Origin of the sequence: Pseudomonas sp. CFBP 13719, from assembly GCF_014842095.1 — a bacterium.
In the GTDB taxonomy this organism is placed as follows: Bacteria; Pseudomonadota; Gammaproteobacteria; order Pseudomonadales; family Pseudomonadaceae; genus Aquipseudomonas.
Genome location: NZ_JACYVB010000003.1, coordinates 54,851 through 69,267 on the forward strand (window position 1 = coordinate 54,851; position 14,417 = coordinate 69,267).

At 62.2% G+C, this 14,417-nt stretch carries 12 protein-coding genes; 8 read left to right on the forward strand and 4 right to left on the reverse strand.

Annotated features, from left to right (window positions below; all coding sequences use genetic code 11):
- Positions 1-64: 64 nt before the first annotated feature.
- Positions 65-1,348 carry a glycosyltransferase gene (locus IFT57_RS10605; RefSeq protein ID WP_192151344.1) on the reverse strand — a complete coding sequence of 428 codons (1,284 nt, stop codon included), beginning with the start codon at positions 1,346-1,348 and terminating at the stop codon, positions 65-67.
- A 76-nt stretch (positions 1,349-1,424) separates the two neighbouring features.
- Positions 1,425-1,787 (reverse strand): response regulator, encoded by a 363-nt coding sequence (locus IFT57_RS10610; RefSeq protein WP_122715227.1) that lies wholly within the window; start codon positions 1,785-1,787, stop codon positions 1,425-1,427.
- A 270-nt stretch (positions 1,788-2,057) separates the two neighbouring features.
- Here IFT57_RS10610 and IFT57_RS10615 point away from each other — a divergent pair, with 270 nt between their 5' ends.
- From IFT57_RS10615 to IFT57_RS10635, 5 genes are all read left to right on the forward strand, one after another.
- The gene (locus IFT57_RS10615; protein ID WP_192151345.1) at positions 2,058-5,543 is read left to right on the forward strand and encodes a response regulator; all 3,486 of its coding nucleotides are present in this window, start codon (positions 2,058-2,060) and stop codon (positions 5,541-5,543) included.
- A complete protein-coding gene (locus tag IFT57_RS10620) occupies positions 5,543-6,397 on the forward strand; it encodes a protein-glutamate O-methyltransferase CheR (RefSeq protein ID WP_192151346.1) in 855 nt (284 codons plus the stop codon). Before IFT57_RS10615 ends, IFT57_RS10620 begins: the two co-directional genes overlap by 1 nt.
- A complete protein-coding gene (locus IFT57_RS10625) occupies positions 6,394-6,969 on the forward strand; it encodes a chemotaxis protein CheB (RefSeq protein WP_122795754.1) in 576 nt (191 codons plus the stop codon). Before IFT57_RS10620 ends, IFT57_RS10625 begins: the two co-directional genes overlap by 4 nt.
- Positions 6,963-8,144, forward strand: a complete 1,182-nt coding sequence (locus tag IFT57_RS10630) for a hybrid sensor histidine kinase/response regulator (protein WP_122795755.1) — start codon at positions 6,963-6,965, stop codon at positions 8,142-8,144. Before IFT57_RS10625 ends, IFT57_RS10630 begins: the two co-directional genes overlap by 7 nt.
- 81 nt (positions 8,145-8,225) lie before the next feature.
- On the forward strand, positions 8,226-8,603 hold the full coding sequence (locus tag IFT57_RS10635; protein WP_122795756.1) for a response regulator: 378 nt from the start codon (positions 8,226-8,228) through the stop codon (positions 8,601-8,603).
- 58 nt (positions 8,604-8,661) lie between these two features.
- Here the strand turns inward: IFT57_RS10635 and mltA are convergent, their stop codons facing one another.
- Positions 8,662-9,816, reverse strand: a complete 1,155-nt coding sequence (gene mltA / locus IFT57_RS10640; protein WP_446731186.1) for a murein transglycosylase A — start codon at positions 9,814-9,816, stop codon at positions 8,662-8,664.
- Positions 9,817-10,412: 596 nt separating this feature from the next.
- The gene (locus IFT57_RS10645) at positions 10,413-10,742 is read right to left on the reverse strand and encodes a hypothetical protein (protein ID WP_122715233.1); all 330 of its coding nucleotides are present in this window, start codon (positions 10,740-10,742) and stop codon (positions 10,413-10,415) included.
- A 534-nt stretch (positions 10,743-11,276) separates the two neighbouring features.
- Here IFT57_RS10645 and IFT57_RS10650 point away from each other — a divergent pair.
- From IFT57_RS10650 to IFT57_RS10660, 3 genes are all read left to right on the forward strand, one after another.
- Positions 11,277-12,548 (forward strand): sensor histidine kinase, encoded by a 1,272-nt coding sequence (locus IFT57_RS10650; RefSeq protein WP_192151347.1) that lies wholly within the window; start codon positions 11,277-11,279, stop codon positions 12,546-12,548.
- A gap of 273 nt (positions 12,549-12,821) precedes the next feature.
- The gene (locus IFT57_RS10655) at positions 12,822-13,481 is read left to right on the forward strand and encodes a TIGR04211 family SH3 domain-containing protein (protein WP_192151348.1); all 660 of its coding nucleotides are present in this window, start codon (positions 12,822-12,824) and stop codon (positions 13,479-13,481) included.
- Between the two features lie 91 nt (positions 13,482-13,572).
- Positions 13,573-14,277 carry a DUF533 domain-containing protein gene (locus IFT57_RS10660; protein WP_192151349.1) on the forward strand — a complete coding sequence of 235 codons (705 nt, stop codon included), beginning with the start codon at positions 13,573-13,575 and terminating at the stop codon, positions 14,275-14,277.
- The last annotated feature ends 140 nt before the right edge of the window (positions 14,278-14,417 follow it).

A 14,417-nucleotide genomic window follows, 5' to 3' on the forward strand; every position in this document is an offset into this window, starting at 1 on the left:
GGGCAATAGGAACTACCTTGGACACCAGAGATTAGCTCGCCAGCCGCAGCGTGCCAGCGCCCGCTTAGACCGATTGGTTCTTGGATTGGATCCATTGCGAGAAATATTTTGTGCTCTTGTGCAGATGATGCCGGAGCATGGTCCCGGTGAAATTTGCCCGGCGATGCTGCGCGAGGCTCTGGCTCAACCGTTCCAGGCGCAGCACCAGCGCCTGCGCGTGCAGCTCCATTGCGTACTGAGCGCACAGGTGCTCATGACACTGCGCATGGGCGGCCTGCCAGTGATCCGCGTTTTCGTACAGCTCGACGGCCGCCTGCGCCAGCTCGTCTGCGCTTCGCGCTATCCGGCCCGGCCAGCGCTCGCCGGTACGCATCCCCTCGACACCCACTGGGGTCGTCACGCTGGGCGTACCGCAGAGCATGGCATCGAGCAATTTGCCTTTGATGCCCGCGCCGAAACGCAGCGGCGCCAGCGCCACCCGAGCCTGACCCACCACCTGCAACGCATCCGCCGCCCAGCCCTTGACCAGAAAACCTTGCGCAGGGTTGTGCAGGGCCGTGGCCTTGGGCGGCGTATAGGCGCCATGTACATGCAATTGCGCGCGCGGCAGCTGCTTGCGAATGCGCGGCCAGACCTGCTGCTTCAGCCACAGCACGGCGTCCCAATTGGGCGCGTGGCGAAAATTGCCGATGCAGACGAAGTGGGCCCGTTGCTCGAAGGTCAAGGCTGCGCTGGGCAGCGGCTCGACCATCAGCGGACAATCGTGCAGCAGGCTGGCTGGCACGCCGAAGCGTTCGATCAGCAGGTGCGTTTCGAACGGCGAAATCATCAGGCTCAAGTCGCAACGAAAGATGGCGGCCACTTCCCGCTGGGTGATATCGGCGTCGCTCATGTGTGCGTAGAGCGTGTCAGGCGATTCGGCGAACAACGCGGTGAAGTCGTTTTCGTCGTCACTTGCGTGCAGGCGTTGCTTGAGCAAAGCCTGACGCGCGTCGCGCAGGCTTTGCAGGTCGCAGGTTTCCAGGACGCGCACGGCGTGCGGGCAGTGCTGCTCGACCCGCCAACCGAATTGCTCTTCCATCATGAAGCGATCGAACAGCACCATGTCCGGCTGCAATGCAGCGACGAAGCGGTCGAAGCTGTCGTCATTGAGTTCGATGGCTCGTTCGGCGATGCCCAGCGCTGCCAGGTCGGCCTTGTGCTCGCCGACCCTGGCCGGGCTGGCGAAGGTCACGTGCCAGCCCTGGGCGGTGAAGCACTGCAGCAACTGCATCATGTGCCCGCCGGCGGCTGAAGAGGTGGGCTCGGGCCAGACATAGCCGATGACCAGGACGCGCTGAAAAGACATGGGGCAGACTCGGGGGCAAAAACCGGGCGCGCATTAGGCCATGATTACGCGCCGGGGTGTAGCGACAGGCGCGGCCTCAGGCCACCAGCATGCTCTTGACCTTGTCGCGCAACTGGTCGATGGAGAACGGCTTGCCGATCATGGCCATGCCCGCCGGCACGTCCAGTGCTTCGGCGTAGCCGCTGGCGAACAGCACCGGCAACTCGGGACGCAAGGCGCGCGCCTCGACGGCCAGCTCCTTGCCATCCATGCCGGGCAGGCCCATGTCGGTCATCATCAGGTCGATGGTCTTGGCCGAATCGTTGAGGAAGGTCAGCGCCTGAGGACCGTCCTCGGCTTCCAGTACCTTGAACTCGAATTCCTCCAGCACGTCCACGATCAGCATGCGGACGATCGCATCGTCTTCGACGACAAGAATGGTTTTGGCGGTATCGGACATCGTTCGGATCCTGGTCGGCAAGGGGCGCAGACGGCGCCGAGCCGTCATGTCGCAGATAACGTTACGCCCCGAAGGCAACGAGCACCCGGGAAGCAGGGCGCCAATCATAAAGCATGGGTCGGGGTCAGGCCATGCTTGTGGAGGCATTAAACGAGACCATTCCCACGTTTAGGTATGAAAATTCTTATGAGACATGCGGAAAAAACCTAACAAATTGACTGAATTGCGGCAAAATCCCCGACCTCGATTACAGGATCCGGGCCCAAGGACATGAACAAACCCTCTTCGATCGACGAGCAGAGCTTCCGTCGCCTGCTCAGTCGCAACGTCGGCTTGCCGCTGGGCGTGGGCGTGCTCAGCGTGGCCGTGTTCATTGCGATCATCGTTTACCTGCTGTCGGTGATCGATTGGGTCGAGCACACCGACCGGGTCATCAACAACGCCAACGAAGCGACCAAGCTGTCGATCGACATGGAAACCGGGATGCGTGGGTATCTGCTCTCGGGTGCCGAGGGCTATCTGGATCCCTATGAACTGGCCAAGCCGCGCCTGGCCGCCGAGTTGCCAGCCTTGCAGGCCCTGGTGGCCGACAACCCGCGCCAGGTCGATCGGCTGACCCGCATCATGGCGCTGCAGAAGGACTGGCTCGACTATGGCGGCGAGCTGATTGCGCTCAAGCGCGCCACCGGCGACTATTCCAGCGTGGTCCAGACCGGTCGCGGCAAGCGTCTGACCGACGCGATCCGCAAGGAATACGAGGGCTTCATTGCCATGGAGCAGCAGCTGCGGGTGGAACGCAGCGAAAACGTGTCACGCACCATCTGGGCATCGGTCAGCCTTTATGTGCTGTTCGTTCTGGTGGTCAGCGCCTTGCTGGCGTATTTCGGCCGACGCGACATGACCGAGCTCTCGACCTCCTATGGCGGCAACCTGGCTGCCCTGCAGAAGGGTGCCAAGCGCTTGCAGGACCAGGCCTGGCTGCGCACCGGCCAGACTCAGCTGGCCGAGCAGTTGCTGGGCCAGCAGACCCTGCAGATGCTGGGTCGCAACATGCTGCAATTCTTCGCCCAATACCTGGGTTCAGTAGTCGCGGCGGTGTACATCCGCGAAGAGCACGGCAACCTGCGCCGTATCGCCTCGTACGGATTCTCCCGCGAGCGTGAAGTGACGGACCAGTTGCTGATCAATGGCGAAGGCATTGCCGGTCAGGCCGTGCAGCGCAACCGGGTCATCCGCCTGGACGACGTGCCGGCCGATTACCTGCGTTTGAGCTCGGGCCTGGGCGAGGGCGCGGCGCGCAGCGTGCTGGTCATCCCGACCAGCGACAACGACCAGATCAACGCCGTGGTCGAACTGGGCTTCCTGCGCCCCTTGACCGACCGCGACCTGGAAATCGTCGAACTGCTGGCCGACAACATCGGCACCGCCATCGAAGCGGCTCGCTACCGCCAGCGGCTGCAGGAAGTGCTCGCCGAAACCCAGCAGCTCAACGAAGAACTGCAGGTGCAGCAGGAAGAGTTGAAGACGGCCAACGAAGAGCTCGAAGAGCAGTCGCGAGTGCTCAAGGAGTCCCAGGCATACCTGGAAACCCAGCAGGCGGAACTCGAGCAGACCAACGAGCAGTTGGCCGAGCGCACCGATGCCTTGGGCCAGCAGCGCGATGCGCTGGATCGCAAGAACCTGGAGCTCAACCAGGCTCAGGTACAGCTCGAAGAACGCGCCGACGAGCTGCAGCGTTCCAGCCGCTACAAGTCCGAATTCCTCGCCAACATGTCCCACGAGCTGCGCACGCCACTCAACAGTTCGTTGATCCTGGCCAAGCTGCTGGCGGAAAATCCCCAGGAAAACCTCACTGCCGATCAGGTCAAGTTCGCCGAGTCGATCTACTCCGCAGGCAACGATCTGCTCAACCTGATCAACGACATCCTCGATATCTCCAAGGTCGAGGCGGGCAAGCTCGACCTGCGACCGGAGAACAGCAGCGTGCCGCGGCTGGTCGACAGCCTGCGCATGACCTTCGAGCCGCTGGCCGGTCAGAAGCACCTGGAACTGTCGGTGCAGATTCTTCCTGACGCACCGGCGATGCTCTACACCGATCGCCAGCGCGTGGAGCAGATTCTCAAGAACCTGTTGGCCAACGCGCTGAAATTCACCGAGCAGGGCAGTGTCGAGCTGTTGGTGTCCGGCCATGCCAACCAAGGCATCGCCTTCCAGATTCGCGACACCGGCATCGGTATTGCCGTCGACCAGCAGCAGGCCATCTTCGAGGCCTTCCGCCAGGCGGACGGCACCACCAATCGCCGCTATGGCGGCACTGGCCTGGGCCTGTCGATTTCCCGCGACCTGGCCAACATGCTCGGCGGCTACATCACCGTCAGCAGCGAGCTGGGCAAGGGCAGCACGTTTACCCTGGTGCTGCCGCAGCGCTATGAAGAAATCATCGAGGCACCGCGACACGCGCCCCAGCCCATGGTGATCGCCGCCCAGCCGGTGTCCAACACCCCAGCCGTGCTCGAGGCGCCGCTGACCGTGGCACGCTTCGCCGACGACCGTGATAAAGGCCCGTTCACCAGGCGCTGCATTCTGGTGGTCGAGGATGAGCCGAACTTCGCGCGTATCCTCTACGACCTGGCGCACGAGCTGGACTACCACTGCCTGGTGGCCCACGGCGCCGACGAGGGCTTTGACTTGGCGGCGACCTTCGTGCCCGATGCGATCCTGCTCGACATGCGCCTGCCCGATCATTCCGGCCTGACCGTGCTGCAGCGCCTCAAGGAACTGGCCACCACCCGGCACATTCCCGTACACGTGATTTCGGTCGAGGACCGCGTCGAGGCGGCCATGCACATGGGCGCGATCGGCTATGCCGTCAAGCCAACCACGCGGGACGAACTCAAGGAGGTTTTCGGCCGCCTGGAAGCCAAGCTGACGCAAAAGCTCAAGCGCATTCTGCTGGTGGAAGACGATGACCTGCAGCGCGAGAGCATTTCCCTGCTGATCGGCGATGACGACATCGAGATCACTGCCGTGGGCTTTGCCCAGGAGGCGCTCGACCTGCTGCGCGACAACGTCTACGACTGCATGATCATCGACCTCAAACTGCCTGACATGCTCGGCGGTGACCTGCTCAAGCGCATGTCCAACGAGGAGATCCGTGCGTTCCCGCCGGTGATCGTCTACACCGGGCGCAACCTGACCCGCGACGAAGAAGCCGAGCTGCTCAAGTACTCCCGCTCGATCATCATCAAGGGCGCGCGCTCGCCCGAGCGTCTGCTCGACGAAGTCACGCTGTTTCTGCATAAAGTCGAATCGCAGTTGTCCCACGAGCGGCAGAAGATGTTGAAAACCGCCCGCAGCCGCGACAAGGTTTTCGAAGGCCGCAAGATCCTCGTGGTGGACGACGACGTGCGCAATATCTTCGCCCTGACCAGTGCCCTGGAGCACAAGGGCGCTATCGTTGAAGTAGGCCGTAATGGTCGTGAGGCGATCGACAAGTTGAATCAGGTCGAGGACATCGATCTGGTGTTGATGGATGTGATGATGCCCGAGATGGATGGCTACGAAGCCACCCGCGAGATCCGCAAGGACCCGCGCTGGCGCAAGCTGCCGATCATCGCGGTCACTGCCAAGGCCATGAAGGACGATCAGGAACGCTGCCTGCAGGCCGGTTCCAACGATTATCTGGCCAAGCCCATCGACCTGGACCGTCTGTTTTCGCTGATCCGCGTCTGGTTGCCGCAACTGGAGCGCATGTAGTGAGTGATTCCCTAGCCGGCGAGCCGTCACAGCCAGCTTCCGAGCGCAATATCGACATCGAGATCCGTTTGCTGATCGAGGCGATCTACCTCACCTACAGCTACGATTTCCGCGATTACTCGGGTGCGTCGGTGAAACGCCGCATCCTGCACGCGCTGCGCCAGATGGAGTGCAGCAGCGTATCGTCGCTGCAGGCTCGAGTGCTGCACGAGCCTACGGCGTTCATGGAGCTGCTGCAGTACCTGACGATTCCGGTGAGCGAGATGTTTCGTGACCCCGAGCACTTTCTGGCACTGCGCCGTGAAGTGGTGCCGCTGCTCAAGACCTACCCATCGCTCAAGGTCTGGATTGCAGGGTGCAGCACGGGCGAAGAGGTCTACTCCATGGCCATTCTGCTGCGCGAAGAAGGTCTGCTCGAACGCACCATCATCTATGCCACCGATATCAACCCGACGTCCCTGGAAAAGGCCAAGCAAGGCATCTATTCCATGGAGAGCGTGCGCGCCTACACCCAGAGCTACCAACGAGCCGGTGGTACCCGCTCGTTCGCCGACTACTACACTGCGGCCTACGGCAACGCCATTTTCGACAGCAGCCTGCGCGAGAACGTGACATTCGCCGACCACAGCCTGGCCACCGACAGCGTGTTCTCCGAGACCCAGCTGGTGTCTTGCCGCAATGTGCTCATCTACTTCAACAAGGGCCTGCAGGACCGTGCCTTCGGGCTGTTCCACGAGTCCCTGAGCCATCGCGGTTTTCTCATGCTCGGCAGCAAGGAAACCCTGGATTTCTCGGCCTACAGTTCGCGCTTCGAGACCTTGACGCGCCCCGAACGGATCTATCGCAAGTCATGAGTCGTTTCCGAGCGGTGGTGGTGGGCGCATCGGCCGGTGGCGTCGAGGCATTGCTGGGGGTGTACGGGCAGTTGCCGATTGATTTCAAGCTGCCGGTATTGACCGTGCTGCACCTGCCGGACGAACGTCACAGCCAGCTGGCGGAAGTGTTCGAACGGCGCTTGAATCGACCGGTGCGCCAGGCGCGCGACAAGGAGCCGATCGAACCCGGTATGTTCTACTTTGCCGGGCCCAGCTATCACCTGTCGGTGGAGCGCGATTTCAGCTTGTCGCTGAGCCAGGAGGAACGGGTGCATTACTCGCGTCCCGCCATCGATTTTCTGTTCGATTCGGCCGCCGATGCCTATGGCAGCGGGTTGATCGGGGTCTTGCTGACGGGTGCCAACGAAGATGGCGCACGAGGTCTGGCCAGCATCAAACACAAAGGTGGCTTGACCATCGTCCAGGACCCCGCCGAGGCGCGGGTCGCGGTCATGCCGCAGGCAGCCATTCGCCTGCAGGCGCCTGATCACATTCTTTCACTCCACGGCATTGGCTGTCTGCTTGCCGAGCTGGAACGAAGCACATGCTAAGCAACGTCCAAGCAAAACTGTTGATCGTCGATGACTTGCCGGAGAACCTGCTGGCTCTGGAGGCGTTGATCGCCAGCCCCGGCCGTGAGGTGCACAAGGCACTGTCGGCCGACGAGGCCCTGTCGCTGCTGTTGCAGCACGAATTCGCCATGGCCATTCTCGATGTGCAGATGCCGGGCATGAACGGCTTCGAGCTGGCCGAACTCATGCGCAGCACCGAGAAAACCAAGAACATCCCGATCGTGTTCGTCAGCGCCGCCGGGCGTGAACTCAACTATGCCTTCAAGGGCTACGAAAGCGGCGCGGTGGATTTCCTGCACAAGCCGCTGGACATGCAGGCGGTGAAGAGCAAGGTCAGCGTGTTCGTCGACCTGTACCGTCAGCGCAAGACCCTCAAGGAACAGCTCGATGCGCTGGAGCGCTCGCGCCAGGAACAGGAGGTGCTGCTAAAGCGCCTGCAAGTGACCCAGAGCGAACTGGAGCACGCCGTGCGCATGCGCGACGACTTCATGTCGATCGTTTCCCACGAGGTGCGCACCCCGCTCAATGGGTTGATCCTGGAAACGCAACTGCGAAAGCTGCACCTGGCGCGCGATAACGCCGACGCCTTCACCCTCGACAAGATGCGCGCCATGGTCGAGCGCGACGAGCGGCAGATCAAGAGCCTGATCCGCTTGATCGAGGACATGCTCGATGTGTCGCGCATCCGTACCGGCAAGCTGTCCATTCGTCCTGCCCAGTTCGACCTGGCGCAACTGGTGCGCAATCTGGTCGACAGTTTCGCGCCTCAGGTGGCGGCGGCCGATTGCACCATCAGCCTGCGGGCGGATGAACCGGTGCTGGGCATCTGGGACGAGTTCCGTATCGAGCAGGTGGTCAGCAACCTGCTCTCCAATGCCTTGCGCTATGGCGGCAAAGGTCCGGTGGAGGTCACGGTGTACGGGCACAACGGCTGGGCGCGCGTGGAAGTGCGGGACCACGGCATCGGCATCAGCAAGGAAAACCAGCTGCGCATCTTTCAGCAGTTCGAGCGGGTCTCGGGCAGCAACGTGGTAGCGGGACTGGGCTTGGGGTTGTTCATTTCCGAGCAGATCGTGGCGGCCCATGGCGGGCGCATCGAAGTCGAAAGCGCCCTGGGCGACGGCGCGACGTTCCGGGTCAGCCTTCCGCTTTAGGAATAAGCGCAATCACACGCAACCTCTGTCGCAGGTCATGGTCGTAATGGCAGCGAAACATATAAGCACATAGGCTTCCCCATGAGTGTAGATGCACAAGATGTCGTTCTCATCGTAGAGGACGAACCGTTGATATTGATGGTACTGGCAGACTACCTGTCTGGGCTGGGCTACCGCGTTCTGCAGGCCGAGAACGGCGAGCAGGCGTTGGAGATTCTAGCGACCAAGCCGCACCTGGATCTTATGGTTACGGACTTTCGTTTGCCCGGCGGCATTTCCGGGGTGAAGATCGCCGAGCCCGCAGTGCTGTTGCGACCGGATCTCAAAGTCATCTTCATCAGTGGCTATCCGGCAGAGATAGAGGAAACCAACAGCCCGATCGCTCGCAAGGCGCCTATCCTGGCCAAGCCATTTGACCTGGACACGCTGCACCAACAGATCGAGAAATTGCTGGCGTGAGAGAGCAGGGTGCCTGGCCCGACGGTCAGGCGCCCTGTTTTTCGAGGCGCCATCGGGTTCAGGGCGTTGGCAGCGCTGCACCTTTGGGCCACAGCAACCACACCTGGCCTTCTTGCTTCATGTTTCCGGCCAGTTCGCCGGCTTCCGCTCCCGTACCCCAGAACAGATCGGCACGCACTTCGCCGGCGATGGCGCCACCGGTGTCCTGCGCGGCGACCGGGCGCACGACCGGGCTGCCGTCCGGGCGCGTGGTCGAGAGCCACAACAGGCTGCCCAGCGGGATCACCTTGCGATCGATGGCCACGCTGTAGCCTGCCGTCAGCGGCACGTTCAGCGAGCCCCGCGGCCCCTCGGTGCTGTCCGGACGCAGGCTGAAGAACACGTAGCTCGGATTGCTGGCGAGCAATTCCGGGACGCGTTGGGGGTTGGCCACGGCCCAGTCACGGATGCGGCCCATGCTCACTTCTTCTTTTTTCAGCAGGCCTTGCTCCACCAGCCAGCGGCCGACCGGGCGGTAGGGGTGGCCGTTCTGATCGGCATAACCGACGCGCAGTTGCCGACCATTGTCCAGTTGCAAGCGGCCTGAACCTTGGATCTGCAGGAACTGCAGGTCCATGGGGTCGCGCATCCACGCTACCACGGGCGCGCTGTTGATGCCTTGACGCTGGATGGTGGCCGCATCGTCATAGGGGCGCAGCACCTGGCCGTCGAGTCGCCCGCGCAGGCGCTTGCCTTTGAGTTCGGGGTAAAGGCTGTCCAATTGAACGCTGATCATGTCTGCCGGCACGCCGTACACAGGCACCGGATGCCCTGCGTCGGCCTTGAGACTGCCGGGATAGACGGGCTCGTAGTAGCCAGTGATCAGACCGTGCTCGCCTTTTTCTGCAGAGCGCAGGCCGAAGACCTGCAGTTGTGCCTGGAGGAAGGTTCGGATCGCTGCAGGGGAGGTTTCCACCGATTGCGCCGCGGCGCAGGTTGGGCCCCAGGTTGCGTCCTTGGCCAGGCGCTGGCAGGCCGAGCGCCAGGCAATGAAGCCGGCCTGCAGGTCACTGTCGCTGACCTTGGGCAAGTCGTCCCAGGTGGCGGGTGCGTAGGTGGCGACGGGTGGTGTGGGTTGCACGGGCGTTTTGTCGTTGTCGCAGGCCGACAACAGCGCCAACGCTGGCACGACGCCGATGAGCAGGCGTCGCCAGGGGAAACGGAAATGGGTCACGCAACGTATCCTGATAGCGAGAGGAGGCGGCTACTTTGGATAAACCCGCCCCCAACGTCAAATCCTCGGTCGGAGCGGTCATTGGCCGCGAACGGGGCACCGCGGTGCCTCAGGCAATGTGCGGTGTCTGTTTCGCGGCCACAGACCGCTCCTACGGGCATACGGATATCAGCTGTAGGAGCGGTCATTGGCTGCGAACGGGCACCGCGGCGCGCCAGGTAATGCGCGGTGTCTGTTTCGCGGCCACAGACCGCTCCAACGGGCATACGGAGATCACCTGTGGGAGCGGTCATCGGCCGCGAACGGGGCACCGCGGTGCGTCAGGTAATGCGCGGTGTCTGTTTCGCGGCCACAGACCGCTCCTACGGGCATACGGATATCAGCTGTAGGAGCGGTCATTGCCCGCGAACGGGGCACCGCGGTGCGTCAGGTAATGTGCGGTGTCTGTTTCGCGGCCACAGACCGCTCCTACGGGCATACGGATATCAGCTGTAGGAGCGGTCATTGGCCGCGAATGGGGCACCGCGGTGCGTCAGGTAATGCGCGGTGTCTGTTTCGCGGCCACATACCGCTCCTACGGGGTGCAACTAGGGCAATCAGCAATAGCTGGCAATGCGACGTACCTGACCCTGACCCTGGCCCAGGGTCCATTCGCGATTGAGGGTCTGGAACACATCGTTGACGAACTGCCGATCGGCCGCCGCTTTCTTGCCGACATAGCCTTTGCCACGCCGGTAGATCGGCATGCGCGCGCGCAGTTCGGGGTGGTTGCGCTCGAAATCCTCGCCGTCGGCGTCATTGGCCAAGGCGTCGATGTGCACATCGCCACGCTGGCAGACCCAAAGAATGTGGTCATCGAGGCTGTCACGGCCGGCTGCCAGGATACGGGCGAGTTGGTCAACGGTGGGTTGGTGGTTCAGGTTCATGTGTACGCTCCTTGAGCTCTGTTTGATCTGTCAGGTTGTCGTCCTCAACACGCGTTGGCAGGTACGCTTCACGTGTTGTCCGTCTAGGTCAGTACTGGCTCGAGCTCGATGTGTAGTGCTGCAAACCGTTACTACATGAAAGCCATGCCGTTCAGGTTTCAGCGGCCCGCCGGGTACGCGGATGTCATCGGAGTGGCTCGATGGCTCATCGAGCAGAGTCAGTTTCGACTCCGCTCTGTTCCCGATCAGGGAGACGGCCTCATCATGCAAGTCTCAGGTTGTTGCGTCAATGGATATGTAGTGCTTTTTTGGCAGCACTACATATTTTAATTATGACCTGCGAGTCACGTATTCCGGACCGTCGAGGCGTACGTGCATCCCGTTGACGGGTCCCTGGAAAAAAGCCAGACAGCACCCTCGGCTTATTCATGATCACGAAAGCCCCGGCAAGGCTTGATTGTTCAGGCGTCTCCCCTAATCATGCTCGGCCCGAGCGCAGCCGGTGCGAGCTGTGCGAGTAGCCAATGGAGCCGTATGGAGTTCAAGCAAAGTCTGAGTCGACGTATCGTCATCGTGTTTGCCTTGATGAGCGCTTTCGTCGCCGGCGTGTTTGCGGTCGGCATCGTTGCCACCGTGCATTTGGTGGAGCGCAAACTGACGACCATGAGTTTGAGCGGCAACCTGCATCGCCTGCTGTTGGTCGACAACGCGGACGACTGGCGCCATCGCCCCGAAAAAGACGAGCTGTTCTACATCGAAGGCGGCGACGGCGACCTGAGCATGCCCAACGAGCTCAAGAACTTGCCGGTCGGATTCCAGGAGCTCACGCTCGGGCCACGCACCTACTACGCCATGGTCGCCCAGGTCGACAATCGCCAATACGTACTGCTGCGCGATCAGGAGGGCATGGAGCAGCGTGCCCATGTGCTGTTCATCGTGGTGGGCGCCGGCTTTCTGTTGAGCATCGCCCTGGCGATCATGCTGGGTGGATTGCTGGCCCGCCGGGTCATGGCGCCGGTTGTGCGACTGGCCCGTCAGGTCCGCCATCGCGACAAGATGCTTGGCATGGCGCCGCCGCTGTCGCCCGATTACACCGACGATGAAGTCGGCGAGTTGGCGCGCTCTTTCGATGAAACGCTGAGCAAGCTGCGCGCGGCGCTCAATCGCGAGCAGATGTTCACCAGCGACGTCAGCCATGAGCTGCGAACGCCGTTGATGATCCTCGCCAGTTCCTGTGACCTGCTGTTGGCCACCGAACTGGATGAGCGCTCGCACCGTCAAGTTGCGCGGATTGCCCGGGCCACCGACGGCATGAGCCAACTGGTCGAAACGTTCCTGCTGCTGGCACGCGACCGCGATGCGGCCAGCCATGGCAACCCCTCCGCCACCTTGCGCCGGACCGCCGACGAACTGGTCGAGATCTGGGGTCGCCAGATCGAGGCCAAGGGTCTTGAATTCATCTACGTCGTCGACAACCAGTCGAGCGAGATCTACAACCACGCGTTCCTGCATTCGGTAATGGGCAACCTGCTGCGCAACGCCTGGCACTACACCGACACCGGCTTCGTGCGCTTGACCCTGACCAAAAAGGGATTCCATGTCGAAGACAGCGGCATTGGCATCCCGGAAGAAAAGCGCAACGCCATGTTTCAGCCATTCGTGCGTGGCGATGAGCAGCGCGGCGAGGGCCTGGGTCTGGGCTTGTCGCTGGTGCAGCGCATTTGTGTCAACCAGGGCTGGAGCGTCAGCTTGAGCAGTCGCGAGCCCCATGGCTGCTTTTTTGCCGTGCAATTGGGCGAGGCATAGCACTAGTACACGCTCGAGGCGTGCGCCTAGTCACAGTCTTTTTGTGAACCTTGCCACCTTTTTGTGGTCTTTCAGCTGGCGGCTTGGGCCGACGGCATGCCGGGCAATAGGCCCAGGGGAGCTTTTCATCGCCTTCCTTCGCAAGTAGTAGCCACCCGTAGCGGTAGTAGCGACAGGCACCACCGGTGCAGGCCCAGCCCACGGGACATTGTTGTCCCGCTATCGAATGGTCCGTTCATCGGGGCCTTTTTTCTTATTTATGTGAAGATCGCCATGCCCTCATCTCAACGTCTTTCTACCGCATTCAGCCGCACCCGCCTGGTAGCCACCGGCTTGTTCGCCGGTCTCCTGTTCACCGTCGGCCCTGCGCATGGCGAAGAAGCCCCTGGCACCAGTCGCTGGGTCAGTGACAACCTGAGTACCTTCGTGCGCAGTGGCCCTACCGATGGCTATCGCATCGTCGGCAGTTTGAAGTCCGGTCAGAAGGTCGAATTGCTTTCCACCCAGGGCGACTACAGCCAGGTACGCGGCGAAGGCGGTTCCAGTGTCTGGATCCCCAGCAGCGACCTGCAACCCACCCCCGGTCCCGCCGAACACGTTCCGCTGCTGACCCAGCAGGTGGCCGATCTGAGCGGCAAGCTGCAATCCATCGACGACAGCTGGAAGAACCGAGTGCAAGGCATGCAGGAAACCCTCGATGCGCGCAAGAAGCTGATCGACGAGCTGGAGGCGCGCAGCAAGGCCCTGAATGCCGAACTCGGCGATGCCCAGTCCGAGCTGCGCAGTACCCAGGCGAAATTGGGAGATGAAAACAAGCACGTCATGATGAGCTACATGATCTATGGCGGCAGCATTGCCGGTGCTGGCCTCTTGGCTGGGCTGATCCTGCCGATGATGACGCGCGGTCGCAAGCGTAACGATCGCTGGTTCTGAAGGCGCCGCCTACAGGTTGCGCTGAACCCGCCCGGCCGCTCGATGATCTATGGTAGTGCACTCCACATCGCCACACAGAGAGAGCCTTTCCATGAACACCAGTGATCTACTTGAACAACTGCTGCGCGGTCGCAGCGGGCAATCCTCGACCGGCCAGCCTGGCGCCACGAAAGGGCAGGGTGGTCTGGGTGATCTGCTGGGCGGCCTGCTCGGTGGCGGCCGCGGCACATCGGGCGGCGCCGGGCTGGGTGGACTCGGCGGTTTGTTGGGTGGCTTGGGCGGTTTGCTGGGCGGACGTGGCGGCAGTCGCTCCGGCTCGGGCAAGTACGCGGCCCTGGCGTCGCTGGGAATGATGGCTTTCAAGGCTTATCAGGCCTGGCAGCAACAGCAGGCTGCTGCACCCCAGCAAGCGTTGCGCACTGTCGATCAGTTGTCCGATTCCGAAGTGGAAGGCCACAGCCATGCGATCCTGCGTGCGTTGATTGCCGCGGCCAAGGCCGATGGCCGGGTGGATGCACAGGAGGAAGCCGCGATTCGCGCCGAATTGACCGAGCATGCCGAGGACGCGCAGTTGCAGCAGTGGCTGGACGCGGAATTGGCGCGGCCGCTGGATGCGCAAGAGCTGGCCAGTGCCGCCGATGGCCCGGCGATGGCGGCAGAGATGTACCTGGCCAGCGTGATGCTCATGGGGCAGCAGGATGCCGGCGAACGTGCCTGGCTCGACCAATTGGCAGCCGCCCTGAACCTGGCCCCGGAGCTTCGCGCCCAGCTCGATCAGCAGGCCAAGGCGCAATAACCCTTACCTCAAAAGCCGTACGGCGATGCTGCAGGCCAACCCCACGCACCGCCGACGCGGCTCGCGCCGCTGCTACAGAACCCCCCCACCTGTGTACCGACAGCCTCTGTAGCAGCGGCGCAAGCCGCGTCCGGGTGCAC